General features: G+C 59.7%; 33 protein-coding genes. 30 read left to right on the forward strand and 3 right to left on the reverse strand.

Annotation, left to right across the window (positions count from 1 at the left end; genetic code table 11):
• Nucleotides 1-37 precede the first annotated feature (37 nt).
• From NBG89_RS03020 to NBG89_RS03050, 7 genes are all read left to right on the forward strand, one after another.
• On the forward strand, nt 38-166 hold the full coding sequence (locus tag NBG89_RS03020) for a helix-turn-helix domain-containing protein (RefSeq protein WP_431321654.1): 129 nt from the start codon (nt 38-40) through the stop codon (nt 164-166).
• A 181-nt stretch (nt 167-347) separates the two neighbouring features.
• A complete protein-coding gene (locus NBG89_RS03025) occupies nt 348-686 on the forward strand; it encodes a single-stranded DNA-binding protein (protein ID WP_431321655.1) in 339 nt (112 codons plus the stop codon).
• Complete coding sequence (locus NBG89_RS03030; protein WP_431321656.1) at nt 683-1,510, forward strand: hypothetical protein; 828 nt, start codon at nt 683-685, stop codon at nt 1,508-1,510. The genes NBG89_RS03025 and NBG89_RS03030 overlap by 4 nt, the downstream gene beginning before the upstream one ends.
• Nucleotides 1,507-1,782 carry a DUF6074 family protein gene (locus tag NBG89_RS03035; RefSeq protein WP_431321657.1) on the forward strand — a complete coding sequence of 92 codons (276 nt, stop codon included), beginning with the start codon at nt 1,507-1,509 and terminating at the stop codon, nt 1,780-1,782. The genes NBG89_RS03030 and NBG89_RS03035 overlap by 4 nt, the downstream gene beginning before the upstream one ends.
• Nucleotides 1,783-1,843: 61 nt before the next feature.
• Nucleotides 1,844-2,461 carry a ribonuclease H family protein gene (locus NBG89_RS03040; RefSeq protein ID WP_431321658.1) on the forward strand — a complete coding sequence of 206 codons (618 nt, stop codon included), beginning with the start codon at nt 1,844-1,846 and terminating at the stop codon, nt 2,459-2,461.
• Nucleotides 2,462-2,464: 3 nt separating this feature from the next.
• Complete coding sequence (locus NBG89_RS03045) at nt 2,465-2,890, forward strand: hypothetical protein (protein WP_431321659.1); 426 nt, start codon at nt 2,465-2,467, stop codon at nt 2,888-2,890.
• On the forward strand, nt 2,887-3,495 hold the full coding sequence (locus tag NBG89_RS03050; protein ID WP_431321660.1) for a hypothetical protein: 609 nt from the start codon (nt 2,887-2,889) through the stop codon (nt 3,493-3,495). Before NBG89_RS03045 ends, NBG89_RS03050 begins: the two co-directional genes overlap by 4 nt.
• A 75-nt stretch (nt 3,496-3,570) precedes the next feature.
• On the opposite strand, the gene NBG89_RS03055 is transcribed toward NBG89_RS03050, so the two are convergent.
• Entirely contained in the window at nt 3,571-3,795 is a 225-nt protein-coding gene (locus NBG89_RS03055) for a hypothetical protein (protein WP_431321661.1), read from the reverse strand.
• 310 nt (nt 3,796-4,105) lie between these two features.
• Between NBG89_RS03055 and NBG89_RS03060 the strand changes: the two genes are divergently transcribed.
• Nucleotides 4,106-4,369 (forward strand): hypothetical protein, encoded by a 264-nt coding sequence (locus NBG89_RS03060; RefSeq protein ID WP_431321662.1) that lies wholly within the window; start codon nt 4,106-4,108, stop codon nt 4,367-4,369.
• Nucleotides 4,366-4,740 carry a DUF3307 domain-containing protein gene (locus NBG89_RS03065; protein ID WP_431321663.1) on the forward strand — a complete coding sequence of 125 codons (375 nt, stop codon included), beginning with the start codon at nt 4,366-4,368 and terminating at the stop codon, nt 4,738-4,740. The genes NBG89_RS03060 and NBG89_RS03065 overlap by 4 nt, the downstream gene beginning before the upstream one ends.
• Here NBG89_RS03065 and NBG89_RS03070 read toward each other — a convergent pair.
• Complete coding sequence (locus NBG89_RS03070) at nt 4,737-4,997, reverse strand: hypothetical protein (RefSeq protein ID WP_431321664.1); 261 nt, start codon at nt 4,995-4,997, stop codon at nt 4,737-4,739. The two genes, NBG89_RS03065 and NBG89_RS03070, sit on opposite strands and share 4 nt — an antisense overlap.
• A gap of 116 nt (nt 4,998-5,113) precedes the next feature.
• Here NBG89_RS03070 and NBG89_RS03075 point away from each other — a divergent pair, with 116 nt between their 5' ends.
• The 15 genes from NBG89_RS03075 to NBG89_RS03145 all read left to right on the forward strand — a co-directional run bounded on the left by NBG89_RS03075 (nt 5,114) and on the right by NBG89_RS03145 (nt 21,150).
• Nucleotides 5,114-5,788: a terminase small subunit gene (locus tag NBG89_RS03075; protein ID WP_431321665.1), complete on the forward strand. Its 675-nt coding sequence runs from the start codon at nt 5,114-5,116 to the stop codon at nt 5,786-5,788.
• Nucleotides 5,781-7,199 carry a hypothetical protein gene (locus tag NBG89_RS03080; RefSeq protein WP_431321666.1) on the forward strand — a complete coding sequence of 473 codons (1,419 nt, stop codon included), beginning with the start codon at nt 5,781-5,783 and terminating at the stop codon, nt 7,197-7,199. The genes NBG89_RS03075 and NBG89_RS03080 overlap by 8 nt, the downstream gene beginning before the upstream one ends.
• 73 nt (nt 7,200-7,272) lie before the next feature.
• Complete coding sequence (locus tag NBG89_RS03085; protein ID WP_431321667.1) at nt 7,273-9,360, forward strand: hypothetical protein; 2,088 nt, start codon at nt 7,273-7,275, stop codon at nt 9,358-9,360.
• Nucleotides 9,357-9,653, forward strand: coding sequence for a hypothetical protein (locus NBG89_RS03090; RefSeq protein WP_431321668.1), 297 nt, complete (start codon nt 9,357-9,359; stop codon nt 9,651-9,653). The genes NBG89_RS03085 and NBG89_RS03090 overlap by 4 nt, the downstream gene beginning before the upstream one ends.
• Nucleotides 9,650-9,790, forward strand: a complete 141-nt coding sequence (locus tag NBG89_RS03095; RefSeq protein WP_431321669.1) for a hypothetical protein — start codon at nt 9,650-9,652, stop codon at nt 9,788-9,790. The genes NBG89_RS03090 and NBG89_RS03095 overlap by 4 nt, the downstream gene beginning before the upstream one ends.
• A gap of 35 nt (nt 9,791-9,825) precedes the next feature.
• Nucleotides 9,826-10,923: a hypothetical protein gene (locus NBG89_RS03100; RefSeq protein WP_431321670.1), complete on the forward strand. Its 1,098-nt coding sequence runs from the start codon at nt 9,826-9,828 to the stop codon at nt 10,921-10,923.
• A 6-nt stretch (nt 10,924-10,929) separates the two neighbouring features.
• Nucleotides 10,930-11,895, forward strand: a complete 966-nt coding sequence (locus NBG89_RS03105) for a phage major capsid protein (protein ID WP_431321671.1) — start codon at nt 10,930-10,932, stop codon at nt 11,893-11,895.
• 12 nt (nt 11,896-11,907) lie between these two features.
• Nucleotides 11,908-12,390 carry a hypothetical protein gene (locus NBG89_RS03110; protein ID WP_431321672.1) on the forward strand — a complete coding sequence of 161 codons (483 nt, stop codon included), beginning with the start codon at nt 11,908-11,910 and terminating at the stop codon, nt 12,388-12,390.
• 72 nt (nt 12,391-12,462) lie between these two features.
• On the forward strand, nt 12,463-13,227 hold the full coding sequence (locus NBG89_RS03115) for a hypothetical protein (protein WP_431321673.1): 765 nt from the start codon (nt 12,463-12,465) through the stop codon (nt 13,225-13,227).
• Nucleotides 13,227-13,931, forward strand: coding sequence for a hypothetical protein (locus NBG89_RS03120; protein WP_431321674.1), 705 nt, complete (start codon nt 13,227-13,229; stop codon nt 13,929-13,931). The genes NBG89_RS03115 and NBG89_RS03120 overlap by 1 nt, the downstream gene beginning before the upstream one ends.
• Complete coding sequence (locus NBG89_RS03125; protein ID WP_431321675.1) at nt 13,931-15,505, forward strand: hypothetical protein; 1,575 nt, start codon at nt 13,931-13,933, stop codon at nt 15,503-15,505. The genes NBG89_RS03120 and NBG89_RS03125 overlap by 1 nt, the downstream gene beginning before the upstream one ends.
• Nucleotides 15,502-15,957 carry an N-acetyltransferase gene (locus NBG89_RS03130; protein ID WP_431321676.1) on the forward strand — a complete coding sequence of 152 codons (456 nt, stop codon included), beginning with the start codon at nt 15,502-15,504 and terminating at the stop codon, nt 15,955-15,957. Before NBG89_RS03125 ends, NBG89_RS03130 begins: the two co-directional genes overlap by 4 nt.
• Nucleotides 15,957-16,991: a tail fiber domain-containing protein gene (locus NBG89_RS03135; protein ID WP_431321677.1), complete on the forward strand. Its 1,035-nt coding sequence runs from the start codon at nt 15,957-15,959 to the stop codon at nt 16,989-16,991. Before NBG89_RS03130 ends, NBG89_RS03135 begins: the two co-directional genes overlap by 1 nt.
• Nucleotides 16,992-19,193 (forward strand): hypothetical protein, encoded by a 2,202-nt coding sequence (locus NBG89_RS03140; protein WP_431321678.1) that lies wholly within the window; start codon nt 16,992-16,994, stop codon nt 19,191-19,193.
• Nucleotides 19,183-21,150: a hypothetical protein gene (locus NBG89_RS03145; RefSeq protein WP_431321679.1), complete on the forward strand. Its 1,968-nt coding sequence runs from the start codon at nt 19,183-19,185 to the stop codon at nt 21,148-21,150. Before NBG89_RS03140 ends, NBG89_RS03145 begins: the two co-directional genes overlap by 11 nt.
• Here NBG89_RS03145 and NBG89_RS03150 read toward each other — a convergent pair.
• Complete coding sequence (locus NBG89_RS03150) at nt 21,094-21,393, reverse strand: hypothetical protein (RefSeq protein ID WP_431321680.1); 300 nt, start codon at nt 21,391-21,393, stop codon at nt 21,094-21,096. The two genes, NBG89_RS03145 and NBG89_RS03150, sit on opposite strands and share 57 nt — an antisense overlap.
• A 427-nt stretch (nt 21,394-21,820) precedes the next feature.
• Between NBG89_RS03150 and NBG89_RS03155 the strand changes: the two genes are divergently transcribed.
• From NBG89_RS03155 to NBG89_RS03180, 6 genes are all read left to right on the forward strand, one after another.
• Nucleotides 21,821-22,687: a hypothetical protein gene (locus NBG89_RS03155; protein ID WP_431321681.1), complete on the forward strand. Its 867-nt coding sequence runs from the start codon at nt 21,821-21,823 to the stop codon at nt 22,685-22,687.
• Nucleotides 22,688-22,690: 3 nt separating this feature from the next.
• Nucleotides 22,691-23,047, forward strand: coding sequence for a hypothetical protein (locus NBG89_RS03160; RefSeq protein ID WP_431321682.1), 357 nt, complete (start codon nt 22,691-22,693; stop codon nt 23,045-23,047).
• A gap of 12 nt (nt 23,048-23,059) precedes the next feature.
• Nucleotides 23,060-23,560, forward strand: a complete 501-nt coding sequence (locus NBG89_RS03165) for a DUF7338 family protein (protein ID WP_431321683.1) — start codon at nt 23,060-23,062, stop codon at nt 23,558-23,560.
• 633 nt (nt 23,561-24,193) lie between these two features.
• Nucleotides 24,194-25,078 (forward strand): glycoside hydrolase family 108 protein, encoded by an 885-nt coding sequence (locus NBG89_RS03170; protein ID WP_431321684.1) that lies wholly within the window; start codon nt 24,194-24,196, stop codon nt 25,076-25,078.
• Nucleotides 25,078-25,344, forward strand: a complete 267-nt coding sequence (locus tag NBG89_RS03175; RefSeq protein WP_431321685.1) for a hypothetical protein — start codon at nt 25,078-25,080, stop codon at nt 25,342-25,344. Before NBG89_RS03170 ends, NBG89_RS03175 begins: the two co-directional genes overlap by 1 nt.
• A 143-nt stretch (nt 25,345-25,487) precedes the next feature.
• The gene (locus NBG89_RS03180; protein ID WP_431321686.1) at nt 25,488-25,865 is read left to right on the forward strand and encodes a DUF1515 family protein; all 378 of its coding nucleotides are present in this window, start codon (nt 25,488-25,490) and stop codon (nt 25,863-25,865) included.
• Nucleotides 25,866-25,868: the final 3 nt, after the last annotated feature.

The following is a 25,868-nucleotide window of genomic DNA, read 5'->3' on the forward strand; positions in this document are numbered from 1 at the left end:
GAAGCTGCGAACTCGCTTAGAATGGTCGCAGGCGCAGATGGCAAAGGAGCTCGGTGTTAGCCAGCCTACAATTTGGAGGATCGAACATGGCGTCCAGGAGCCTTCGAAGTCAGTTCTAAAGCTGCTCAGCATCTTGGAAGAAAAAGTGCGGACGGTAACGGTATGACCGAAGCACCTCACATCATCCGCGCCGCCCAGTGGCTAGCCGATCGCAAAGTGTCTCAAACGCGAGACACTTTTTTCCCCATCCTCCCAACCCTGAAAGTCCGCTTCGGTCTGACGGACGCTGACGCGGCCGAAGCAATTCTCTTAGCGGGCAACTACTCGCTTGTCCGGAGGGCGTTCGCATGATGCAGTCCGCCGCCTATGGCCGCCTCGGCCAGGAGCCTCGCTCCATTCAAACCCAGTCCGGAAACGCCATGGCCGTTGCGTCGATCGCAGTGAGCGTCGGCGAGCATGACGAACCGCCGCTCTGGATCGGCATTCTCGCATTCGGAAAACTCGCTGATGACCTTCTCCGCCACCAAAAGGGCGACATGGTCAGCGCATCCGGTCGCGTCCAGCGCAGTAGCTGGACAAACTCGGCCGGTGAGAAGCGCGAGCAATTGCAGATTGTCGCCGACTCCATCATTTCCAGTCGCCTTACTCGACCGCCTACAGGTCAGCGTCGGGAGGGCTCAAAATGAGAGCGACAGTCAAATCCAACCGCGATGGATCCGCTCAAGTTCTCCTCGGGCGCGTGATCTTAAAAGAAAAGCCGGCGCGCAAGCGTTTTCGCGGACATGAATGGCAGTTCTCGATTGAGACCCTGCGTCTTCGCGAAATCGAGGCAATCATCAAGCAGCGTCACGGAAATGGCATCCCGAATCCGGAAGGCTCTGACGATATCGATACCTGCCTTGCTTATCTTCGCGCGGTAGCGATGACACCGGGTGTCCAGGATCTGATTTCTTGGGCATCGGTCTGGGCGCCATGGGCAGAGCAGAGCGTCCTCGATCCGATTGCTGATTGCCGAAACAAGCGGAAGCGTATGCTCGGCGCCGATGCCGTTGCCAAGATGCTATTTGTCACCTTGGCGGAACGGAATGCGCTTTCTCTCAAGACGATCGGTGCTTGCGATACGTCGAGTGCGGATCGTCAGAAGCTCGCGCGGGAGAGCAAGCGCAACCGCGATCGCAAACGCCAAGAGCAGAAACGTCGCTTGGAAGGCCGCGTTCCTCGCGCTTCCTATCAGGCGGCATCAACGGATCATCTCAGACCATGGGAGGCCGAAGGGGTTTCTCGTCGGACATGGTATCGCAGGCGTGGCACAGGTCCGTCGCGAGTAGAAGTAAAAGGGAAAGGCGACACACCTGTGTCAGAGCCGCGTGTGCCTCTGACGTTGCAGCAGACGATCGGCCAAAGCCGCGCAGCGGGTTTGGTTGTGGGGCTGGGGGATCATCCCCCAGCGGAGCTCCAAGAGGCGGCGCCTCATGGGAGTGGCGATATGGAGAAGGAGCGCGCGGCATGAAGTCATCCGCCGAAATCATCCAGTTCCCGATTGACCGACAGATCTACTTCGTCCGCGAGACCGCCCGTGTGTTGGAGCGCAGACATGGAGAAGCCGCCGATCGCTTCTGGAAGCTGACGTGCCGTCGACTTTACGCCCGGCTGCAGGTGCAGGGCATGCCTGCCACCGAGATCGAGAAGGAAATCGACGCATTTTGCCAAGCCGTCTACCTCGAAATGCAACATGCAGCTTGGGCGGCTTGGGAATCTCAAAACCCAAAAGGTGCCGCATGATCATCGTCGAAATCATCAAACTCACCCTGAAGCTTCGCCGCCTGAAGAAGGAACTGCGCAAGTGAGCTATCAAAAGAAATTCTTCCGCAAACCGGTAAAGAAGCACGCGCCGTTCGATATGGCCCAGGTCGCGACCGGCATTCATATCTTCTGCGATGGCGCATGCGAGCCAAACCCCGGCGCCGGTGGCTGGGGGTATGCCGTCTATCGGGACGGCGTGGAGATCGCCCACGGCTGCGATGGCCTCGCAGAGACCACGAATAACGTCATGGAACTCACCGGCATGCTGAAGGCGATCGAGTGGGTTCTCCATGCCTTCATGAAGGACAAACCGGTCACGATCTGGTGCGACAGCATGTATGTCGTCAACGGCTGCAACGACTGGCGCCACAAATGGAAGAGGAACGGCTGGAGCCGGAAAGGGCCGGCTGCCACGAAGCCGGAGACAGGGGAGGTGAAGAATCTCGATCTCTGGAAGGCGATCGACGAGAAGCTCAACGCCTGCACCGGCCTGAAGATCTCATGGGTGAAGGGCCACAACGGCACCGTCGGTAACGAGCGCGCCGACGAACTCTCCCTGATGGGCCGGCAACAAGCCATGGCGGCGGCTGGTATCGAGGAACCAAAGGCAGTCGTCGACTACCTCACCGCCGAATACAAGCGCGTCATGGCGGGGTGAGCGTTGGGGCACGCGGTCAACATCTACCGTATAGCGCGGGAATGCGGCGTGGTGCTTCGGGAATGGAAGCACCATAGCCCGACCAGCCGCCGCGCTCGGGAATGCTTCTGCAAGCCAACCGTCCGCGAAATTGGCCGTCGGCACGGCGAGGAGCATCTCCGCCTGGTCCTGATGCTCATCACCGGCAATTCGCGCAATGCCGGCGAGCTCTATGCTGACGTCCTGAAAGCTGTATCGCGTCTTCTCATCGCCAATCCTGATCTCGTCCGCCGGCCGTCTCTGGTCTCGGACTTCAACGCTATCGACTTCGGCGCCATCCGTCGCGGCGCCCGGTCCATGAAATACGGAATGCCCATGAGCGATGAGATTCTGGTGGCGCTCCGGCAGCAACTCGGCCTCTGGCCCTATCGAGGAGAAGAAGCGGCATGATGTTTGCGGAATGGACGTATGAGCAGGTGCGGGCCCAGATCATCGAAGCGGCGTATACCCTCAGAGCCTCACCGGGCGACCTGGGGCCGCGTTTGGCATCCGGCGCGATGTCGGACGTGGTCCGCGATATGATGGAGTCCTACGGCTACCAGGAGGCCAAGGCGCCACGCATCCTATCGGCAGGCGCGATCAGCCGCATGTACGCAGTTTGGGACTGGGTGAACTCCTACCTGAACGAGGAGCAACGCAAGCGAGTTTACGAATATGCCTTCATCAAGACCCGCAAAGGCATCTATCTCGACCGGTATTTACGGAAAATCGACATCTCGCGAAGAACTTTCGAACGGCGTGTACAGGCTGATTGTCAACGGATAGCAGACGCTCTCAACCAAAAACACCGCGTCCGGTTGACAGTGACCTTTGACGACGTGACGCAAATCGCCGTAGAAGACACGTCAATAACGGTAGCTTCGAAGAATTGCGCGACGGACTGGCGCGACGCCGAAGTGACCGGCCAGAAGGAGCAGGTTCGGGCTGACGTTCTCGCCCACGCTCACTGGCGTAACGAACGCCGCCGGCAGCTCCTGGAGCGGGCCGAGCGGTGAGCCGCAATCGACCCTTCTTCCTCGAGGAGAATTCGAACACCGGAACACCCCTCCGGGCGCGGCATTCTACAACGGTCACTCGCCAGACTTGGCGATGTTGGCATCGGTAATTTCGAGCGCTCGCTTCATGACTTCTAGATGGTGTTTGCTTCGCTCAACGTGTGCCTCTGTCTTGTCTACTTCCACCCCATCAGGACCGCGGTGGAATATGCGAAATCCATGGGTTGCGGTGAATTCAAGGTCCGCTTCGATCTGAGCAATGATTTTGAGTTGCTCTTCGCGGTAAGTTTTGAGGCTCATGCGATTTCTCCTAAGTTGAGACGACTGCCAGACTCAACCGAGTTGCGGCGGAAAAATCAAGCGAGCAGGGAAAAACCGAGAGCCGCAAGCGTCAGGCAGCATAGTTTCATTACCTTCCATTAGCTGTCCTTTGCGGGTGCAGCTATTCCCCTCACGGGGCGCCATAAGCCAGAGATACGGTTCCGCCGAGGCCTCTGGAGCCAATTCGAGAAGCACCGGGAGCGCTATACCCGGAGAGACGTGGAAGCCGTCTCACCAACACAGCCCGTCACCTTCACTGGTGGCGGGTTTTCGCGTCTTAGGAGATCGAATGCCACTCTTCCGCAAGAAGCCGGTCGTCATTGAGGCTCGGCAGTTTACCGGCATCAACAACTTCGAAATCCTCCGCTTCATCGGCCGGCCACAGGACATTATCGATAACCTCGAACTGCATGGCACCGATTGGCCGGTCATCCCAACTCTAGAGGGAGACATGACGTGTTCTCCCGGTGATTGGGTCATCAAGGGCGTGAAGGGTGAATTCTACCCCTGCAAGCCGGATATCTTCGAAGCCACCTATGAGCGCGCAGAATGATCGAGCAAATGCTGATGCTTGCCCTGATGCTGATCGGGGCGCACTGGGTATGCGACTACCCTCTGCAGGGTGAATTCCTCGCCACAGCGAAGTTCAAGGGGCCGCTACGCTTCTACCACCTCGTAGCTCATGCAGGCATTCAGGGAGCCGCTGTTGCTCTTGTGACAGCCAATGTGTGGCTCGGTCTCGCTGAATGGGCGGCGCATACCGTCATCGACGAGCTGAAGGTTCGTGGCAAGACGACATTCGCACAAGACCAGGCGCTGCACATAGCTTGCAAGATCCTCTGGCTTGTCATCCTCGCCACCGCTCTGTCGGCATGCACTGTCCCGCAGGTGTGCAGGTATTGCTGGGTGGTGGGGACTGGTTAGTCCTGCAGGAATGGCTTTCCTTGGCCCTTGAACGCATCAAACCCGGTCAAGAAACTTCTGGTCCAAGATAGGAGCTCCAATTGTTCTCTGACGTCGCCTTCAGTGTTGTCCCGTAGCTCATAGTAGGCGTCAGACAGCTTCTTCAGGAAGCGATCCTGGAATGTCGGGTCGCTTTCGTTCATGGTTTGAACGATGCACGTCGCCAGTATCGAGACGCCTACCTTGGCGCGGTGAAGATCACTTCTCTGGTCGTCCATTAGACTCTCTCCGGTGAGATCGTAGACGGCAATAAGATTTGATGAAACCGTGAGTCGCAAGCCTCGTAGACTGCAATCCGCACTATCCACAGGCGTTAAGAAGGCGTCGAAACCTTATGCCACTGACCCCGAAGCAAGAGAGGTTCGTCGAGGAATACCTCATCGATCTGAACGCCACCCAGGCCGCGATCCGCTCCGGGTACAGCAAAAAGACGGCGGGATCGGTCGGAGCCGAGAACCTTACGAAACCTGAAATTCAGGCGGCCCTTTCTGCGGCCCAGAATGCCCGCTCAGAGCGAACCGAGATCACGGCGGACATGGTGCTTGAGCAGTGGTGGAAGCTCGCCACGGCTGATCCTAATGCGATTGTGAGTCATCGCCGTGTTTGCTGCCGTTTCTGCCATGGGAAGGATCATGCCTACCAGTGGAAGGCGAGTGAGTATCAGGCGGCCATGGTGGAAGCGGATACTATCGCGAAAGACCTCGGAGGCGAGCCGGCTTATCCCTCCGATGCCGGGGGCTATGGCTTCGATCCGACTGTCGAGCCGCATCCGGAATGCCCTGAATGCCAAGGGGAAGGACGCGGAGAGGTGCACTTCGCCGATACGCGCAAGCTCACCGGCAAGGCCAAGGCCCTGTATGCAGGCGCAAAACAGACATCGCAGGGGATTGAGATCAAGCTTAGGGATCAGGACAAGGCGCTCGAGCTGGTCGCCAAGCACCTCGGTATGTTCAAGGATGAGATCAACCTCGGTGGCAATGTCACGATCAACGTGGTGAAACGTGGGTGAGATATCGCTTCCGTATGAATGGGAGCCGAGAGACTACCAGAAGCCGGCATGGGATAGCTGGCTGAACGGCTGCAATCGTCAGCTGCTGGTCTGGCACCGTCGCGCCGGCAAGGACGATATCAACCTTCGCCAGCACGCGGTGGGAGCGTTCAATCGCGTCGGCACCTACTGGCATATGCTGCCGCAATATGCGCAGGCCCGTAAGGCGATCTGGGATGCGGTGAACCCGAAGAGCGGAAAGCGGCGCATCGACGAGGCGTTCCCGCACCAGATACGGGCGAGCACTCGCGACAATGACATGTTTATCCGCTTCAAGAACGGATCGACATGGCAGCTCGTGGGCTCGGATAACTATGATGCGCTGGTCGGTACGCCTCCGGTCGGTCTGACGGCTTCGGAATGGGCGCTCGCTGATCCCACGGCATGGGGTTACCTGTCCCCGATCCTGGCTGAAAACGGCGGTTGGGCATCCTTCATCACCACGCCACGCGGTGGAAACCACGTGAAGAAGATGGTGGAGATGCACAAGGCCAACCCGGCGTGGTTCGTTCAGACGCTGACAGTGGAAGACACGCGTGCGGTGGCGCTCTCGGTCATCGAGGACCAGCGGCAGGAATACGAAGCTCTCTTCGGCAAGGCGATTGCGGATCTGCTGATCCAGCAGGAGTTCTACTGCTCCTTCAACGGCGCGATGATCGGCGCCTACTGGGGTGCAGAGCTTGCCGAGGCCGAGAGGCAGGGCAGGGTCAAGACATTCGACATCGACCCGCGGTATCCCGTCCATACGGTTTGGGATCTCGGGAAAGCGGTCAACAACCCGATCTGGTGCTTCCAGACGATCCCGGGCGAACCTGGGCCGCGCATCGTCGACTTCTACCGGCCGGACTCGGAAGATCTGGAAGACTGGTGCATCTGGCTTAACGAGCGCGGATATCACGGTACCGACTATGTGCCGCACGACATCATGCAGCCGGTCTGGGGTACGAAGAGAACGCGCTTCGACCTCCTGAAGGACAAAGGCCGAAAGCCAAAGATGGTTGGCCGCGTATCAGTGGCTGATGGCATCAACGCAGGCCGTGCAACCATCAAGGTTGCTACCTTTTATGAGGGTGACGACGAGCGCGGACAGCGAATGGAGACTGGCTTCGAAGGTCTGAAGAACTATCGCCGCGAATGGGATAGCGACCTCAAGACCTTTCGAGACAACCCGTTCAAGGACTGGTCGGAACATATCGGTTCAAGCTGGCGCTATCTCGGTCTTGCATGGCGGGAAGGGCAGCAAGACGTGCCGCCACCGCCGAAGAAGGACCAACCGGTCTACGAGGCAAAGGCAAACGGCATCATCGTCAGCAACATGACGATCAAGGAACAGATCGACGCGATGATCAAGCGCAAGAAGCGCGCATCGTAGGAACCGAACACACCAACCTTTTGCAGGCTCGCTTAACGGCGGGCCTTTTTCCGATGGAGCCTAAGCCGCGCCGATGAAGAAGCCGAAGACAAACGAGCAGAGCCGTAAACTCCGCGAGGAGGGCGCCGACTGGATCAAGCGTATCAACGCTTCGACCAAGCTCGAAAAGGAATGGCTGGACGATGCCAGCATCGCGACGAAGGCCTACACCAACGAGGACAAGTCGGAGAGTGACGAAATCGCGCTCGGCAGCAAGTACGATTTCAACATCCTGTTTGCCAACGTCGAGACCATCGTCCCGGCCGTTATCAACTCGTCGCCTGTACCGGACATCCGTCGTCGTTTCAATGATGCAGATCCTGCCGCTCGCGTGGTTGCGGATCTCATGGAGCGGGCTATCTCGGTCCAGATCGATGACAGCCGGCTGCAGGTGGAGCTCGAGGCCGCTGCCCAGGATGCGTTTCTCGCAGGTCGCGGCATCGTGCGGCTGCGCTTCCGGAGCGATATCGTAGGCGGCGAGCCTGCGAAGGAAGAGATTGCAAAGGCCGCCGAGGGCGCAGACAGCACCTACAGCAGCGACGAGGAGTCGACCGAAGAGCCGGGAAAGCTCGGCATTGGAGCGAATGGCGGCCCTCCACTTGAGCGCCTGGAAAACGAGCGCATCACCTTCGAGGCCGTAAGCTGGCGCGATTATCGCCACGGTCCTGCAAAGCGTTGGGACGAACGTCCATGGGATGCATTCCGCTTCGTGATCGCCAAGGAGGACGAGGAAGCGTCGTTCAACGCTGATCTGATCCGCAGCCAGTTCGACGAGCAGGAGCAGAACGCCTGGTCGAAAAGCACGGACGATATCTGCGGCTGGGAAGTGTGGTGCAAGAAGACGCGCAAGGTGAAGTTCATCGACGACACCGGCGTCATCCTGAAGGAGATCGATGATCCGCTCGGGCTGAAGGACTTCTTCCCGATCCCGACGCCGATGCAGCCGATCGAAATCACTGGGCGTCTGAAGCCGGTCAATCCGTTCGCGATCTATCGCAAGCTCGCCGATCAGCTCGACACGATCACCAAGCGCATCGACGTCATCACGAAGGCGATGAAAGTCCGCGGCTGGTACTCGGGCACAAGCAAGAGCCTTGAGGCGGTTCTGAACCTCGATGACAACGAGTTCGCGCCGATCGACGACGGCGAGCTTTATGCGAACAGCCAGGGCGGTATTGCCGGCGCGATGGCCTTCTGGCCCGTCGACAAGTTCATTCAGGTCCTGCGTGAGCTCTACGCGGACCGCGACCAGACAAAGCAGGCGATCTACGAGATCACCGGGATATCTGACATCGTCCGCGGTGCCTCTCAGGCTTCGGAGACGGCCACTGCGCAGAACATCAAGAGCCAGTGGGGCTCACTGCGTATCCAGAAGATGCAGCGGATGATGGAACGCTGCGCTCGCGATCTGTTCGTCATGATGTCGGAAATCATCCCGTCGCGCTTCTCGCTGCGCACGCTCGAGGAAATGACCAGCATTCCGCTGATCCCGGCCGTGAATGACACGCCGGAACAGCGACAGCAGAAGGCGGACGTCATTGCCCTGCTGAAGCGACCGATCGCCAGCTACTACCGCGTTGATGTCGAGAGCGATTCGACCATCCGAGCGGACCTGACGCGACAGAAAGCAGAGGTCTCTCAGTTCCTGACCGGTGCCGCGTCCTACTTCGCTGCCGTCGGTCCGTTGGTGAAGGACGGCACGCTGCCGGCCGATGCCGCGCTGGAAATCTTCATCGCCAATGCCCGCATGTTCAACCTCGGCCGCTCTGTCGAAGAGACGCTGGAGAACATGGTCACGATGGCAAAGGCCAAGGCCCAGCAGGCACAGAACCAGCCACCGCAGCCAGATCCTGCCATGGCGAAGGTACAGGCCGACGCACAAGCCAAGGATCAGGCAGACCAGCGCCGCAACGAGACCGAACTCACCAAGGCGAAGATGGACAACGACACGGAATGGAGGAAAGCCATTCTGGACGCGCTCACCAGGATCGAAACGGCTCGCATTCAGGCGCAGACCGACATGGATAGCGCAACGTTGGCCGCCCAGCTCGAACTGGCGCTTGGGCTTGCTCCCCAGCCTCCCGCCCTTCCGCAACCTCAAGGAATCCCGGTAGCAGCATGACCAAGTATGTGAAGCGCAATGGCCGGTGGGTGGATGCATCCAGCGGCGAACCGATGCTGACTGAAGCCCAGCGCACGGGACCGATCCCGACGCCAACAATAATTTCGGACATCCAGCCTTATCGGAGCCCGGTTGACGGGCGGCCGGTCATGTCGCGCTCCGATCGTCGCGATGACCTGAAGCGGCACGGCTGTGTGGAATACGAGCCTTCGCTGTCCCCGACCAAGGGCAAGATCAGGAACAAGGCTTTCGCAGCAAAGCGCGGCCTGACCGTGAGCGAGGAATTCCGATGAGCAGTGATACGCACCTTCTGAATGCACTCATCGATGCACTTGGGACAACTCGACCGGAGTTGCGCAAGAACCTTCAGACTAAAGAGCAGCTGCTCGATCTCATTCGCAACCGGCTTGCACGGTCCCGCGAGAGCTAAACCACCTTCCAAAACCGAACAAGGATTGAACCGCAATGAGCGTCGAAGCACTCAATGCGCCGCAGATCGATTCCGCGGCCGTAGTAGACACAGGGAATTCCGCAGCGCCCGAGACTATCAACGAAGATGCCGATCTCGGGGCCGTCTTCGATCGCATGGAGCGCGACAACGGAGCTGCTCGCGAGAATGGCCGGTTTGCCAGCCCTGATCCGACCAAGGCCAAGGTGGCAGCGAATAACGAACCACTGGAAGGTGGTGGGGGAGAGGATACCGACGCCGTTGATCCTTCGACGCCTTCGGCCGACGTTCCTCTCCCTTCAAGCTGGCGGGGCAAGGAAGCCCTGTGGGAGAAGATCCCTGCCGACGTGAGGGCAGACCTTCGGGCCCATCAGGAAGAGCTCCATAAGACGCTTTCCACACAAGGGCAGGCGCTGTCAGCCTACAAGCCACTGTCCGACGTGCTGATGAGCTACAAGGAATACTTCGGCGGCGAGATGGGCAACTACAAGCCCCATGAGGCCGTGGAATACCTGTTCAATCTGCAGCGGCAGATGGACAAGGACCCGATCAACACACTCCTGCAGATCGCCGACACCTACGAACTGCGCGGCGAGCTTCAGAAGATGTTTGGCGCAGGCGCTCCGGCAGGTGAGGGCGGCGCACAGAGCAACGAAGCAGCGCTCCTGGCGAAGATCAGCCAGTTGGAAGGCACGATCAGGCAGATGGGGGACCCGTCGCGGATCGATGAGCGCATTTCTCAAAGATTGAATGAGGAAAAACAGTTCGGGGAAGTGGATAGCCTCGTCAGCCGCATCTCGAAAGACATGCCGCTTTACAACGAGATCCCAGAACCCGACCTCGTGAGCTTCATTCACATGGCGAAGCAGAAGCTTGGCGGTGCCGCCTCCCAGGAGGCCGTACTGAAGCGCGCTTACGACATGGCAATCAACGCAGACCCCGACCTGAGGGCCAAAGCTGCCGCACTGAAAGCTGCCGCAGCAAACGACCCTAACCAAGTCGCGGCGGCGAAGAGAGCGAACGAAACCAACCTCCGTTCAACATCGACCGGCAAAGCCAGACAGCTCACTCAGGAAGAGGAGCTTGGGGCCGTGTACGACAAAATGAAAGGCTAATCCTCGATGGCAACACCATCTTCGATTTTCTCGGAAATGGTCTCGACCACCCTTCGCAACTCGGCGAAGGACGTCGCGGACAACGTTTCCAAGCACAATGCTCTCCTCAACGTCCTGAAGGAGAAGGGCCGTATCATCGATCTCGATGGCGGCTATGAAATCCAGATCCCGCTGGAATACGGCGAGAACGGCACCTACACCCGCTACGGCGGCTTCGATACGTTGAACACCGACGCATCGGACATCGTCACGTCTGCCAAGTACGACTGGGCGCAGATCGCGCTGCATGTCGTCGCCTCTGGTGCGGAGATCCGCAAGAACTCCGGCCGTTCGCAGATGATCAACCTCGTGAAGACGAAGAAGTCCAACGCCCTGAAAACGGCGGCGAACAACTTCTCGATCGACGTCTATTCGGATGGCTCTCTCGCCAACCAGATCGGCGGCCTGGCACAGATCATCCAGACGAACGGGCAGGGCACCGTCGGCGGTATCGACTCCGCGACGTGGACCTTCTGGCGCAACAAGTTCCGCGAAATCGCGGGCTCGAACGCCTACACATCGGCAACGCTGAAGCAGGAGTTCAACGCTCTGTGGCTGCAGCTGAACCGCGGTGCTGACAAGCCGGACCTGATTGTTCTCAGCCATGACTTCTACAGTGTCTATGAAGCCGGCGAGCAGCAGCTCCAGCGCTACATGGACGAGAAGAAGGCGCAGGCCGGTTTCGTCGGACTGAAGTACAAGACGGCGGACGTCATCTTCGACGACAACGCCAACTTCACCACCACGGCGGAGAAGGGCTACTTCCTCAATACCGACTACCTCTACGTCGCCCAGCACAAGGAGGCGAAGTGGTCGCAGGACGAGGAGAAGAAGCCCGTCAACCAGGACGCCGTTGTCATCCCGTACTACTGGATGGGCAACATGGTCAGCTCCAACCGTTCGCTGCAGGGTGTCCTGCTCGACGCTGCGTAAGGAGACAATCCCATGACAGCACTTGTAGGCGCACGCCTCAACGACACTTACAGCGCCGCCACTCTTGCCGCTTCTGGCAAGGGCTTCGGTCTGGGCGACCGTTACGTCAACAACTTGGGCAACGAGTTTGTGTTTGTCCAAGCCGCCTCCGCCATCGCCCAGTATGACACCGTGTTCTTCACGGCGGCATATGCGGCGAGTTCGCTTGGCACTGCAAACGACGCACGCGGCAATCTCTGCGGTGTTGCTCCGGTTGCATTCGCTGCAAACGAATATGGCTGGGTTCAGGTAAAGGGCCCGACCACGATGAACGTCAAGGCCTCGTGCGCGGCGAACGTTCGTCTCAACACGACCGCGACGGCCGGCTCTCCGGACGATGACGGCACGGCAACCACGATGCAGATCCAGGGCATGTACCTGACGACCGCTCGCGGCGGTACCGATGGTTCGGCTCCGGGCATCCTGAGCTATCCGTTCATCGACGCAACGCTCTAATCGAGCATCTGGGGCGGCTTTCGGGCCGCCTCTTTTCATTTTCCTCCACCTTCCAAAAAGCGAGAAAATCCTATGGCTGATGATCAGCGCCCATTGGTGCGCGTTATTCGCTTCCACCAGACATTCGAACGCGTTCCCGTCAAAGGCGACGAGCTGCGCGATGAGGTAGACGCCCGCGGCTTCAAGGTCGACGAGAAGGGCAAGCGCATCATGGAGAGCGTCGAGGTCGATTGGGTGACCTATGCGCCGTCCCATGCCCCGTTGACGGCGGCGACGACCGATCGTGTCCGCCACCTTAAGCCGACCGAGGACATGATCCACGGCGAGCAGTCGGAAAAGAGCAAGTTCATGCGCGCCCGCTGGGATGCGATCGAGCCTGCCTATGATGCCTGGAAGTCAGGTCACGAGATCCCGACGCACGGCATGCCGCTTGCTCACTGGCCAGGTGTATCGGCGCCGGCGGCCGAAGAACTGCGGCGTTACGGTATCCGAACCGTTGAAGAGGTTCGCGATCTGACGGACGGCCAGCTCGACAAGATCCGCCTTCCCAACATGCGCGATCTGCGCAAGGCGGCAAAGACGTTCCTCGACAATGTCAGCACCGCCGATGCAGCCAACCGCGAAGCTGAGCGCGACAGCGAGATTGCCGCTCTCAAGGCAGCGCTTGCCGAACAGCAGGAACAGTTCGCGGCGGCGATGGCTCTGCTCGAGGAAAAGAGCGGCGGCAAGAGCGAGATCGACGATCTGCGGGCCCAACTCGACGCCAAGGGCGTGAAGTACCACCACAAGGCCGGTATCGACACGCTGCGTGCTCTCCTGGCTGAGGAAGCTGCCTGATGACGATCCTGTCAGTCGTTCAAAACGTCTGCCTCGCTGTCGGTCTAGACAAGCCGGATGTCGTGCTGTCCTCGACCGATCGCGAAATGCAGGAAATGGTCCGTATCGCCAATGAAGTGGCAAGCCGGATCAGAGACGCGGAGTTCGACTGGCAGACCCTTCAGGCAATCAAGACGCTCACGGGCGACGGGGTGACCGAGACCTTCGCCCTTCCCGATGACTACGCCCGCATGCAAACGACGGCACGGCTGTGGTCTAGCCGCTGGTCATGGGGGCTTGAACATATCTCGGATTCGGACCGCTGGCTTGAAACGTTGGCGGTCCCGGTCGTTCCTGTATCGGGGCAATGGATCATTTACGGCGACCAGATCCATATTCTGCCGATCTGCCAAGCCACCGAGACGGTCCGCTTCTTCTATATCAGCAAGAACGTGGTCAAACCGGCTACCGGCGATAACAAGCCGGCATTCACCGCTGATGACGACACGTTCCGCTTATCCGAACGTGCGCTCGAGCTAGGCATGATCTGGCAGTACCGATCGCAGAAGGGCGTGGCCTCTGACGATGACGAGACGAACTTCGATCGGGCGCTCTATACCGCGATGAACAACGACAGCGGTTCAAAACCTGTTGTCAGTGGCAACGCGCGCAAGCAGTTCCCCGGTGTAAAGACGGCGTTCCCCTACACGGTTGGTGGGCAGTGATGTTTCAGAAGAAGCAGAAGACTGTCAGGCGCAAGGCTGTATCGGCCTCGTTTACATTCCAGCCGCCGGTGCGTGGCTGGATCGCGAACGAGTCCCTCGCCAATGCCAAGCCAGGCGGTGCGCGCGTTCTTGAAAACTGGTTTCCGACCAAGACCAGCGCTCGCTTGCGTGGTGGCAGCCGCAAATACGCGACGATATCGAACGGCCCAGTCTTGCGGCAGTGGACCTATAAGAGCGGCAACGTCGAACAGTTCTTCGCATCTGACGCGGCCAACATCTTCAACATCACGACGGTAGCAGACGCCAACGTCATCCCCGCCGCCGCTGTGTCTGGGCTTACCTCGGGTTATTTCTCCACGGCACAGTTTGGTACCGCAGGTGGCGACTATCTGTCCGCGGTCAATGGGACCGACACGCCGCGCCTCTATGATGGCTCTAGTTGGACCACACACGCTTTCACCGGGCTTTCCGCTCCTTCCGAGCTGTCCTTCGTCTGGTCTTTCGCAAACCGGCTGTTCTACATCCGCAAGAACACGATGTCGGTTTATTATCTGCCGGTCGACAGCATCAATGGGGCACTCTCCGAATTCAGTCTCGCTGGTATCTTTCAGGAAGGTGGATCGCTTCTCTGCGGCGGCAAGTGGTCGATGGATTCCGGTGATGGTCTGGACGACAAGTGGGTGGTCGTATCCACTGCCGGCGAAGTCGCCGTCTATCAGGGCACGAACCCCGGCGACGCATCGAACTGGCAGAAGGTTGGCATCTACAAGATCACGCCGCCAATGGGCGCCAACGCGACAATGCAGGCGGGCGGTGATCTGCTGATCGGCACTGAGGACGGCATTGTTCCGATCTCCGAGGCCGTGAACAAGGACGAGGCGGCGCTCTCGCTATCGGCCGTCACCAGGAACATCGAGCCGGAGTGGAAGAAGGAAGTCGTCGCCCGCCGTGCGCTGCCGTGGGAAATCGTCAAGTGGCCTACGAACAACATGATGCTGGTCTCTTTGCCGGTACCAGACGCGGGCATTTCGTCCGCGATGTTTGTCGCCAATCTGGAAACTGGCGCATGGTGCAAGTTCACCGGATGGGAAACGCGCTCGATCGGGCATTATGCGGGCTTCGGGTATTTCGGGACCAACACAGGCACCATTCACCAGATGGAGGTCGGGGGTTCCGACGACGGGACGCCTTACGTTTGCACCTATGTCGGCTTGCCGGATCATCTGCGCACGCCAGGAGCATTCAAGATCATCCATTCGGCTCGCGCGGTGTTCCTTTCGAACGTGCCGTTCATCGCGAAGATTTCCGCGTCGGTGAATTATCAGGTGACGTTGCCAACCCCGCCGTCGTCTGTTGCGAACTATACAACGGATGAGTGGGACAGCGGTCTCTGGGATGTCGCCAAGTGGGACAGCGCCGGCGTCGGGCAGATCTCCACGAAGTGGGTCTCTGTCGGCAAGTCCGGCTTTATCGTCTCGCCTCAGATCCAGATCACCTGCGGCGTGACACCGTTCCCGAGAACCGAGTTGATGGCATTCGATGTGCTCTGGGAGCGCGGGACGGTGATGAATTGATCACCTGGGCGATTGCCAAGGGCGATGAGCGGCAACTGCTCGCTCATTGGGTGGCGGATCACATCTGGCCCGGCGCAGGGCGTGATTTCGGCAATTGCCAGGGCATGGCGGTGATCGAGAACGAGGCCGTCATCGGCGGAGCCGTCTGGCACAACTACGAGTCTGATAGCGGCGTCATCGAGATATCGGCCGCGGCGACCTCCAAGCGCTGGCTGACAAAGGCAACGCTGTCGGTGCTGTTCGGCGTGCCGTTCAAGGAATGGAACTGCCAGGCCGTCGTGATGCGGGTTTCTGATCATGACGCACCGCTGCACAGGATGCTGAAAGCCTACGGCTTCGAGCGGTACCGCATCCCGCGTTTGCGGGGCAGAGACGAGGCGGAAAACGTCTTTGTCCTGACTGAAGAAAATTGGGCGTCGAACAAGTTCAATCGAAAGAATGAGGTCCACTGATGGGCAAGCCAAAGTCGCCGGCCGCTCCAGATCCTGCAAAGACGGCAGCCGCGCAGACCGCGACGAACGTCACGACAGCGCTGGCGAATGCCCAGCTTGGTAACGTCAACCAGGTCGGGCCAGATGGTTCGGTCACGTACTCGCAAAACGGCGGCCAGACGTTTACCGACCCGACGAGCGGCGCTTCGTATTTCATCCCGCAGTATACGCAGACGACGAAGCTGTCGTCGTCTCAACAGGCGATCAAGAACCAGAACGACGCGGCGAATCTGAACCTATCGCAGATCGGCAACAATCAGTCGGCCTTCCTCAAGGACTATCTTTCGAAGCCGGTAGATCTGTCGAACGAGGCCACAGAGGCGCGGTTGATGGAGCTCGGCCGCAAGCGCCTTGATCCTGTGATTGCGCAGCGTGACGAGGATCTGCGCACGCGCCTTGCCAATCAGGGGATCAAAGCCGGTTCGGAAGCTTTCGATCGAGAAGTCAACAATTTCAACCAGGGCACCAATGACGCCTATACGAGCCTGTTACTCAATGGTCGTCAGCAGGCAGTGCAGGAGGCGCTAACCGAGCGCAACCAGCCCCTGAACGAAATCACGGCGCTGCTGTCGGGGACACAGGTCGGTACGCCGCAGTTCGGCGCATCGACGAACCAGCCGAGCCTGCCGACGGTCGATTACGCCGGTCTGGTCAATCAGAATTACCAGAACCAGCTCGGCGCCTACAACACGCAGGTTGCCCAGCGAAACAACATCCTCGGTGGTCTGTTCGGGCTTGGCGCTGCCTTCGCCGGCAACCCGGCACTGTCAGACCGCAGGGCTAAGACCGACGTCAAGAAGGTCGGACGGCTCATGGGCCATAACGTCTACAACTACCGCTACAAGGGCAAGTTCGACGACGGCAAGCGCCATATCGGCGTCATGGCGCAGGAAGCCGAGAAGAAGCGTCCCGATGCCGTCACGACCCGTCCTGATGGGCTCAAGCAGGTTCACTACGGCAAGCTTCTTCAGATGGGCGAAAGGATGGCTGCATAAATGGCAACCGGTTTTCTCTTCGGCGGCAATACAGGTGAGACGGCTGAATCCCTCGCGCGCAAGCGTGCCGTGGCTGAAGCCTTGCTTGCTAACGCCAACAGCAGCGTTCCGCAGAGCATCGGGGAGGGTATCGCCTCGATCGGTCAGGCGCTTTCTGGTCGACTCGGCCTCAATGCCTTGAACAAGAGGGAAGCCGCCGGTCGTGCAGCGGTGAGTGACCGCATCCGGCAGGCATTGGCAGGCATAGGTGGTTCGTCGTCTGGATCTGCATCGTCCGGCATTCCGATGACCGACGCAGCTGCCGAGGTGAACGCCGGCAAGCCGATCGATATGACCGGCAACCAAGTATTCAGCGATTTTATGGACACGGTAAAGGGCGGGATTACCAATCCATATGGGCTTGCTGCCGTGGCGGCAACGGGCAAGGCAGAGAGCGGATATTCGCCTGAAAACGTCAATCGCACGTGGAGCGACCCCAGCGAGAGCGGCCAACCTGGCACCGCTGGCGGCATCATGTCTTGGCGCGGTCCGCGTTATGAGGCACTTGCCGCAACCGGCGACCTTTCCCCGACCGGTCAGGCGAAGTTCTTCCTTCAGGAAGATCCTCAGCTCATTTCCGCACTGAACAACGCCAAGAGTGTCGAGGAGGCGCAGGGCCTGATGAACCGCGCCTGGGCCTTCCGGGGCTACGACAGGCCTGGTGGTGAAGCTGCGCGCCGTCTTGGCCTTGCGCAGGGCTTCCTGCCGTCGTTTCAAGGTGGCGGCTCCGAGGTCGCAAGCCTCGACCCCAAGGCAGGCATGATCAACCCGCAGGCGGCCATCCAGGCTGTTGCTCCCGCTTCCGGCTACGTCGACCCGCAGGTAACGACTGCTGCGCGGGCGCCGGCTCCTGCAGCTGCCCCGGCTGCTCCACGCAATCAGCAGGTGGCTCAGGCTCTTTCCGCACCATCGCCTTCAGCAGGGCCGATGGGTATCAATCCGGAGCTGTTCGACGTTCTGAACGACCCCTACATTTCGCAGGGTCAGTCGGCGGTCGTCAGGGCTCTCATCGACAACTCGCTTTCGGAGCAGCAGGCGGCACGCGAGCGCGCGGCAAAGCAGGCCGATCCGAGCTATCAACTGGGGCTCGAGAAGAGCCGCCTGGAAGTCGATGCGCTGAAGAACCCGAAGATTTCGCCGGCGGATCAACAGCGTATCGATCTCGAAAAGAGCAAGTTCGATTTCGAGAAGGGCAAGCCTACGGAAGTCGGCGGACGGCTTATCGGACCGGACGGCAAGGTTATCTACGAGGCTCCCGGCAAGTGGCAGAAACTTGACGACGGCAGCCTGTTTAATGAGAGCACCGGCGAATTCCGCATGGCTCCTAAGCCGGAAGGCGGGCTGAACGCTTTCCGCTATAAGGGCTCGTCTGTCGAAGCCCAGTCGTTGAACGGTCTCCTTGATAGCGGGGCTCTTACTCCGGACCAGGCGCAGCAGCTCGGCGCCGGCAAGACAGTCAGCGGCCCGAATGGTGAAATCATCTTTATGACGCCACAGGGCGTGTTCTCAGGTAACCCGAAGGAAGGGACGGCAAAGCCGCTTCAGCCTCAGGCCCAGCCGCCAGAGCAGCCTTACGTCGACCTGTTCGGCAACGGTGGCGGAGCTCCGGCGCCTGCCGCACCTGCGGCAGCTCCTGCGCCCGCTCCGGCACCTCAGGCTGCGGAACAGCCACAGCGTCAGGGAATGATCCCGTTGACTGCGCCCAAGGTCACGATCGACGAGAGCAAGGCCGCTGGCTTTGCGGACCGCATGAACGAGGCCGAGGCGCTCATCCAGAAATACGGCACAGCAGGTGCCGGCGTGAAGGATCAATTCGTCAGCGATAACAGCTACATCCCAGATGTTGCTGAGAACTGGATGCTTAGCAACGACTTCCAAAACTTCGCCCAGGCTCGCCGGAACTTCATCAACGCTCAGCTTCGCCGTGAATCCGGCGCGGTCATCGGCCCGTCTGAATTCGAGAATGCGCGCAAGCAGTATTTTCCGGAGCCGGGGGATAACGAGGACGTCCTGAAGCAGAAGGCCCAGAACCGGCAGACGGCAATCCAGGCGATGATCCGTGATGCCGGACCGACCTATGGCAAGAAGAAGAGCGACGAGCCGGCGCCCGACTTCTCCAAGATGAGCATGGAAGAGCTGGATAGGTATATCAATGGTCGATGATCTGAAGGAACTTGCCAAGCAGGAAATGTTCCGCCGCTTGGCCGCGGCCGAAAAGCAGCGTCGGTTGGCTCAGTCGCACCCGTCGTTCGAGGAAAGCCAGAAGCTTATCGAACAGCAGGACATGCAAGGCGCAAACGGGGCAACCGGTGCGGCGCTGACAAGCGTTGCCGATGGCGTGCCTGTTGTGGGGCCGATGATGGTTGGAGCCGCTCAGCGAGGCGCTGCGGCCCTCTCCTCGTTGATCGATGGCGAAAGCTATGCTGACAACCTGAAGCAGGCTCAGCGTATCACCGACGAGGCGAACAAGGCGCATCCGGCCATTCATACGGCCGGCGAGGTGACCGGCGCTGTCGGCGGCACGATCCCAATGGTTATGGCGGCTCCCGCTGCGTTTGGTGGCGGTGGTGGCGGAATGCTCCTCAGAAGCGGGATATCGGCGCTCACTGGCGGTGCGATCGGCGGCGCTGATGCGGCGGTTCGTTCTGGTGGTGATGCCGATGAAATCAAGAAAGGGATAGGCCTTGGCTTCGGTCTGGGTGCCGTTGGTCCTGCTGCAGCTAATCTGGTTGGCAAGGGCGTGAAATCCCTTATTGAGGTGGGCAAAAACCGCCTTGCCGCTCGTGCAGCCGGCATCAACCCGGAGGCTCTGAAATTCGTTCGTCGCGCCGTGACCGATGACGGTCTCGACGCTGCCGGCGTAAATGCTCGCCTTCAGGAAATGGGCCCTGACGCCATGCTCGCCGATCTGGGACCGAATACCCAGAGACAGGCAGGGGCATTAGCCGCCACGCCAGGACGGGCGCAGGAGATTGTCCGCTCGGCCCTCAAGGACCGCTCTGGTGCCGCGAACACGCGTATCAACGCCGCGGTAGACGAGAACTTCGGCCGCGCTCCGCTCGTGTCTGCGCTCGATGCTGAAGCCGTCGGCAATCAGGGCGCACTATCGCCGGCATATCGCCAGGCCTTCGCACAAGCCCGACCGTTCGACGTGACGCCGATCGCCGATGATCTTACGCGTCAGATCCGCGTCCTTCGCGGCGATCCGCAGAAGGCACTGCAGCGTGTCCGGACAATGCTCAATCGCTTTGGCACGGAAGAACTCGATACGAACCCGGAGACGATGTTCAACACCCGCCAGGCGATCGACGGCATGTTGAGCACGGAAGCCGATCCGAAAGTCATATCGGCCCTCACAGAGGCGCGCCAGATGATCGACGACGGCCTGACGCGGGCTGTTCCGAACATCAAGGAAGCGGATGCATCGTTTGCCGAACTCGCACGCCAGCGCGAAGCCCTGGGGCGGGGGCAGCAGGTCCTTGATAGTGGAAGGACCGCGCCCCGGCCGGCCGAGCTTACGAACGAGGTTCAGCAGGGCGCCAATCCGCAGGGAATGCAAATCGGTCCGTCTGCTGTTCCTCTTCGGCTGACACAGGGCGCTCGCGCCGAGATTGATCGCATCATCGGGACCAACGCCAACGATGTCGTTGCGCTGAACCGGCTCATTAAAGGCGAAGGTGATTGGAACCGAGAACGCCTCGCCACGCTCTTCGGCCAGGAGAAGGCCGACAAGGTGTTCAAGGTCCTGGAGAACGAGCGCGTCTTTGCCGACACAGCGAATACCGTCACCCGAAACAGCGAAACCGCAGCCCGTCAGGCAGCTCAGAACGAGCTTGGCGGTGCAGGCGTTGGCTTTGGAACGGAAGAGGCGTTCAAGGCAGGCGGCTTCAGGGGGGCTGCTCGGGCGGTCGCGCTGGATAAGGCAAAGACGGTTGCCCAAGCCCTTCTGCCGGAATCAGGCGATGCCGCTCGGGAAAGCCTAGCTCAAACGCTGGTTAGCAGAAACCGGGATGCCGTCATTCGTGCACTGATGGCTACTGGCGGCACAGCCAGAGTGCCGGCTTTAACGAGCCCTGTCGTCAAAGCCCTTCTGCTGGGAAGTCCCGCGGGGGCGCGATGAGGGGTCGAGCCACAAGATAAGTGCGACCATTCCCATCACGAACAAAGCCCCGAATAGGAAGCCGTCTACGAAGCTAGGGCCGCCCCAGTCGAAGATGGAAAGCAGCACCGACCGGAAGGCATAGAGAATGCCTGCCGTAATCACGATGCATGCGATCTGAACGAAGCGAAGTGCCATTGCCTGCCATCCGAGGTTGAGGCCCGGAAGATAAGCGAAATCGACATCCTTTGAAAGGGCTCCCATCTCGGGGGCCTTTTCCTATTGCAGAGGAGTTACGACAATTCCCAGGAACGGCTCAGGAATATACAGCAAGCCAGCCAACACGACTGCGCAGCCAAACACGACGATCGAGAGCGCCAAGTACAATTCAACGATCGACGATCTCGTCGCGGATGCCAACCTCGCTCGTCCGATTGTCGCCGGGGGCACCGGTGGCGCGACTGCCATTGCAGGCGGTGATAACCTTTCGACCAAGGGCACGGATATCGCCTCAGCTGCTACGACGGATATCGGCGCGTCAACCGGTCGCTATGTCCACATCACCGGCACGACGACAATCACGAGCTTCGGCACGAAGACGGCCGGTGTTACCCGTTTCCTCACATTCGACGGTGCTCTGACGCTGACGCACAACGCGGTAAGCCTCATTCTGCCCGGCGGCGCAAATATCTTGACCGCTGCCAATGATGTTGCCGTGTTCGTCTCGGAAGGAAGCGGCAACTGGCGGTGCGCAGCCTATACCCGCGCTTCGGGCGCCCCAATCCGTGCTGATACGGGCCATTTCAATGGCCTCACGCTGTCCAACGATGCTGGAGACTTGACTAACGATATCGGCATAGCCATCGGAGCAGCGGCCAGCGAGAATGATATCTCTCCGATCCTGATGGCTCTCACCTCCGCGCTTATCAAGCGCCTGGATGCAAACTGGTCAGCCGGAACCAACAACGGCATGCGCTATTCCGGCGCGGCCATCGCGAACACGACTTATCACATCTATCTTTGCAGCACGGCAGGCGGCGGGAATGTCGATATCTACGCCGATCCATCGGCTGATTTGTCTACTGTTCTTACTCATCTGCAGGCCGAGACTGGGGGCTCTGCGTATACGAAGCTTCGGCGCATTGGTTCGATTGTCCGCATCTCAGCGGCCATCCAGCTATTCAAGCAGGTGGGGACGGTGTTCATCATAAACAACGTTACTGAACAGACCGCTTCTTCGACATCCGCCAAGGCGTTGCGCACCCTCACCAGCGTCCCCAGCGGTATCTCGGTTCGCGCGCGCTTGGCAATTTCCTTGCAATTGGGGTCGTCGGCAAGTGTCAACCACAGCATCTACACGCCGCTGAAAGATACCTCCTGGGCAGCAGATCTTGCCGCTTCTGCTGCTTCTACATCGGCAGGCTTCAACATCGGCAACTGGTACGGTGCCATAGAAACGAACACTAGCGGGCAAATCTATTCAGCGGTCACGATTTCGGGTGCGTGCGTATCCGCACTGGTTTCCAATGGATGGGACGACTACACCCTGAGAGGATAAAACATGTTTGTTCGACGTGACGACAGCGGCAAGATTGTGGAAGCGGTAACCGCGCTTCCGGATGGCTGGGTGGCTGAAGAACTACCCGCAGACGACCCCGAACTGGTGGCAGCGTTTACGTTGCCCGGATCGCCTATTACCAGCGTATCCGCCCGCCAATTCAAACTTCAACTGCTCGCTTCAGGACTTCTCAATCAGGTGGACGCCTGGATCGCCACGCAGTCGAAGGCGGTGCAGATCGCCTACGAATACTCCGGCACTTTCGTCCGCACTGAGCCGATGATGGCGGCTGGCTTCGCTGCCATGGGCTTTACTGAAGAGCAGGTCGACGCCTTCTTCACGGCTGCTTCTAACCTCTAAGGGCTCCCTCCCATGTTCTGGAAAATCTTCCGGCTCGCGCCGCTATCGGTCGCGGTCTATCCCTTCCTTGCGCCGATCTCCTGGCTGATGACGTTGACCGCGTGGATTCTGTCGCCGTTGGTCGCCGGCATCTCCATGGCGACTGGCAGGAATGAGGTCGGCGGTCCGTTCGCCTACCTCTACACCCATGACGCCAGCCTCGACGGTGGGATCGAGGAGGCGATCGACGGCTATGATCCGAAGGCCAGAGGCTTCAAGCTCTGGTGGCAGCGGGTGTGCTGGATCTGTCGTAACCCGTCTGGCCGCTTTAATGCCTACGTGCTCGGCTATTCCGCAGACGGCTCGTCGCTCATCCTCGAGAGCGGCAATCCATATCCGCCGGTCTCTCATTGGACTGTGATCGAGTTGAAATCTGGTCGCAGGATCTTCGGCTATCGCCACAAGAGCATGTGGTTCGGCTGGAAGCACACCCCGATCGCCGGACGGCATCTGCTCAAGTCCAAGCCTCTCTGAAAAAGCCGAGGCCGCGGCGAGTGTCGCGGCCTGGCCGTGGACCAGAAGCACACAAGGCTGGGCAGGGGTTCCACTGGCCTCATGTGTTGGCCCTACTCACAGGGGGACTGCTGCGAGCCATTTCAGAATAGCTGATCGATACGAAGATCAGGATGCATTCGTTCGAACAGGTTAGCTCAGCCATTAGGTGTGGAAAGGCGAGGTCCGCTGGCCGGCCCGCTGATATGATCGCTCCGACGACAAGAAGCCCGCCGAGGTGGCGAGCTTCCTAACGCGTTACAAGAGAAACTGACCGCATCACTCGGTCGTGTTGATAAAAGCACAACCGGCCATTGCTGGCACTTCAGCCATTAGGCGTAGATCGCCTACCATTCGGTGAAAAAATGAAGACCCGGCGAATTGGCCGCGTGTGGTCCGCCGACCGGGTCTCCATGCCGCAGGGGTGGGGATAATACGGCATCCCATTTGAACGGCTTTCGGTGAGTCGATCTATCGCGATGGATTCGTAGGGGTAACCGCTGGCAAACGTTGCCTGCGTCTGTGTCCCATCTTCGTACAAGAGCAGGAATCAGGTCATTTCATGCCGGCCGCAGTCCCGCCGCCGGCTTTCTTTCTCACAATCTGGAGCTTTCAATGCAGGTTCTTCAGCTAGACCCGGCAGGCGAATTCACGCGCTCGCTATCCAAGGTACTCGTCCACGAGGGCGGCTATAGCAATCATCCGGAAGATCCGGGCGGCGCCACCATGAAAGGCGTCACGCAGCGGGTTTACGACGAATACCGGCGCTCGATCGGCCTAGAGCCGCTGCCGGTCAAGAACATCAGCAACAGCGAGCTGCAGGCGATCTACCGCAAGCGCTATTGGGATCAGGCGAAGTGCGACAAGCTCGCTCCGGGCGTCTCCTACGTCGTGTTTGACGGGGCGGTGAACTCCGGCGTTGCCCAGTCGGTGAAATGGCTCCAGCGCGCTCTGCAGGCCATGGGGCTCTATCAGGGCGGCATCGACGGCATCATCGGGCAGGGAACGCTTTTGGCCGCTGCCGGCGTCAACGACAACGATCAGCTCATCGCCCGCATCTGCGAGCGCCGCTTGGCCTTCCTGCAGGCGCTGAAGACGTTCAAGACCTTCGGCAAGGGTTGGACCGCCCGCGTCAATGGCGTGCTCGCTGTGGGGCAAGCCTGGGCCTCTGGATCGGTCGGGCCGGAGATCGAATATGTCGAGGGCGGCGATGCCAAGGCGTTCATCTCGGATGCCAAGCCGGCGCCGACACTTGCAGTTGCTGACGCGGCCACCGGGGCAGGTGGCGGCTCCTTTACCCTTGGCGGTGCAATGACTGCGGCCAAGGACCAGCTCATGCCGCTGACCGGTTCGTCGCCATGGATCGATCGCACGATAGCTGCGCTGATCATCGGCGGCCTTGTCGTCGCGGCCGGCTCCTATGCCTATCGCTGGTACGCCAACCGCAGAAAGCAGGAACGCCTCGACGCTCTGGATCTCCAGACGAAGGCGCCGGCGTGATGTGGGCGGTCCTGTGGGCGAGAATACCCGCCTGGCTGAAGGTCGGCGCCGCCGTCGTCCTGGTCGTGCTCGCGGCCTACCAATTCGGCAAATGGACTGGCGCGAACGACGCCAAGGTTGCCGCCCAGATGGACGCAATCAAAGAAGCATCCAATCGGATTTCCAACATGGAGAAGAACAATGCGGACTTCCGTAGCAAGTCGGCTCGTGATCGTTGTCTTGTGCTCATGCGCGATAGCGGGCTGCCAGACAGCGGCTGCGATTAACGGCAGTGGCTATCAGCTAACACGCTTCTCCAATCCTGCGGCGGCTCGCGCGGCAGCGGAAGACCCTACCGCGGGGCCGGCAATCGCCTCCAACAACAAGCAGTGCCGCGAAGATGCGGCCTGCCGGAAGTAGCAACCATAGCATGGCATTTGCATTTGAAGGGGCAGGGGAATTGACGCCAGAATTTGATCCGCGCTTGCATCAGCAGATGGGAGAAGTCCTTGCTGAGGTCCGCAATCTCAGGGACGCCTTCAGGCAAGCGGAAATCAAGTCCGATACCAGCCGAGCATCCATGCACCAACGCATGGATCAACTCGTCGACCGTGTCGGGACGCTTGAGGGCAACGTGGCGGCAGTGAAAGAAGACGTCTCGGAGATGCGGCCAACAGTCGATGATGTGAAGCGCTGGAAGCTTATGGGGCTCGGCGCTCTCGGCGTTATTGGCGTCGGCGGGATGGCTATGGGCGTTACTTTTGCTGACGCCATCAGGCGCGTAGGCGCAGTGATTTTCGGTCGCTGAAGG

This window comes from Rhizobium sp. YTU87027 (assembly GCF_050644135.1).
Taxonomy (GTDB): domain Bacteria; phylum Pseudomonadota; class Alphaproteobacteria; order Rhizobiales; family Rhizobiaceae; genus Rhizobium.

Coding starts and splice junctions, on each gene's coding strand:
- NBG89_RS03020 (WP_431321654.1), top strand. CDS start 38: ATGGCAAAGGAGCTCGGTGTTAGCCAGCCTACAATTTGGAGGATCGAA.
- NBG89_RS03025 (WP_431321655.1), top strand. CDS start 348: ATGATGCAGTCCGCCGCCTATGGCCGCCTCGGCCAGGAGCCTCGCTCC.
- NBG89_RS03030 (WP_431321656.1), top strand. CDS start 683: ATGAGAGCGACAGTCAAATCCAACCGCGATGGATCCGCTCAAGTTCTC.
- NBG89_RS03035 (WP_431321657.1), top strand. CDS start 1,507: ATGAAGTCATCCGCCGAAATCATCCAGTTCCCGATTGACCGACAGATC.
- NBG89_RS03050 (WP_431321660.1), top strand. CDS start 2,887: ATGATGTTTGCGGAATGGACGTATGAGCAGGTGCGGGCCCAGATCATC.
- NBG89_RS03055 (WP_431321661.1), bottom strand. CDS start 3,795: ATGAGCCTCAAAACTTACCGCGAAGAGCAACTCAAAATCATTGCTCAG.
- NBG89_RS03060 (WP_431321662.1), top strand. CDS start 4,106: ATGCCACTCTTCCGCAAGAAGCCGGTCGTCATTGAGGCTCGGCAGTTT.
- NBG89_RS03065 (WP_431321663.1), top strand. CDS start 4,366: ATGATCGAGCAAATGCTGATGCTTGCCCTGATGCTGATCGGGGCGCAC.
- NBG89_RS03070 (WP_431321664.1), bottom strand. CDS start 4,997: ATGGACGACCAGAGAAGTGATCTTCACCGCGCCAAGGTAGGCGTCTCG.
- NBG89_RS03075 (WP_431321665.1), top strand. CDS start 5,114: ATGCCACTGACCCCGAAGCAAGAGAGGTTCGTCGAGGAATACCTCATC.
- NBG89_RS03085 (WP_431321667.1), top strand. CDS start 7,273: ATGAAGAAGCCGAAGACAAACGAGCAGAGCCGTAAACTCCGCGAGGAG.
- NBG89_RS03090 (WP_431321668.1), top strand. CDS start 9,357: ATGACCAAGTATGTGAAGCGCAATGGCCGGTGGGTGGATGCATCCAGC.
- NBG89_RS03095 (WP_431321669.1), top strand. CDS start 9,650: ATGAGCAGTGATACGCACCTTCTGAATGCACTCATCGATGCACTTGGG.
- NBG89_RS03100 (WP_431321670.1), top strand. CDS start 9,826: ATGAGCGTCGAAGCACTCAATGCGCCGCAGATCGATTCCGCGGCCGTA.
- NBG89_RS03105 (WP_431321671.1), top strand. CDS start 10,930: ATGGCAACACCATCTTCGATTTTCTCGGAAATGGTCTCGACCACCCTT.
- NBG89_RS03110 (WP_431321672.1), top strand. CDS start 11,908: ATGACAGCACTTGTAGGCGCACGCCTCAACGACACTTACAGCGCCGCC.
- NBG89_RS03115 (WP_431321673.1), top strand. CDS start 12,463: ATGGCTGATGATCAGCGCCCATTGGTGCGCGTTATTCGCTTCCACCAG.
- NBG89_RS03120 (WP_431321674.1), top strand. CDS start 13,227: ATGACGATCCTGTCAGTCGTTCAAAACGTCTGCCTCGCTGTCGGTCTA.
- NBG89_RS03125 (WP_431321675.1), top strand. CDS start 13,931: ATGTTTCAGAAGAAGCAGAAGACTGTCAGGCGCAAGGCTGTATCGGCC.
- NBG89_RS03135 (WP_431321677.1), top strand. CDS start 15,957: ATGGGCAAGCCAAAGTCGCCGGCCGCTCCAGATCCTGCAAAGACGGCA.
- NBG89_RS03140 (WP_431321678.1), top strand. CDS start 16,992: ATGGCAACCGGTTTTCTCTTCGGCGGCAATACAGGTGAGACGGCTGAA.
- NBG89_RS03145 (WP_431321679.1), top strand. CDS start 19,183: ATGGTCGATGATCTGAAGGAACTTGCCAAGCAGGAAATGTTCCGCCGC.
- NBG89_RS03150 (WP_431321680.1), bottom strand. CDS start 21,393: ATGGGAGCCCTTTCAAAGGATGTCGATTTCGCTTATCTTCCGGGCCTC.
- NBG89_RS03160 (WP_431321682.1), top strand. CDS start 22,691: ATGTTTGTTCGACGTGACGACAGCGGCAAGATTGTGGAAGCGGTAACC.
- NBG89_RS03165 (WP_431321683.1), top strand. CDS start 23,060: ATGTTCTGGAAAATCTTCCGGCTCGCGCCGCTATCGGTCGCGGTCTAT.
- NBG89_RS03170 (WP_431321684.1), top strand. CDS start 24,194: ATGCAGGTTCTTCAGCTAGACCCGGCAGGCGAATTCACGCGCTCGCTA.
- NBG89_RS03175 (WP_431321685.1), top strand. CDS start 25,078: ATGTGGGCGGTCCTGTGGGCGAGAATACCCGCCTGGCTGAAGGTCGGC.
- NBG89_RS03180 (WP_431321686.1), top strand. CDS start 25,488: ATGGCATTTGCATTTGAAGGGGCAGGGGAATTGACGCCAGAATTTGAT.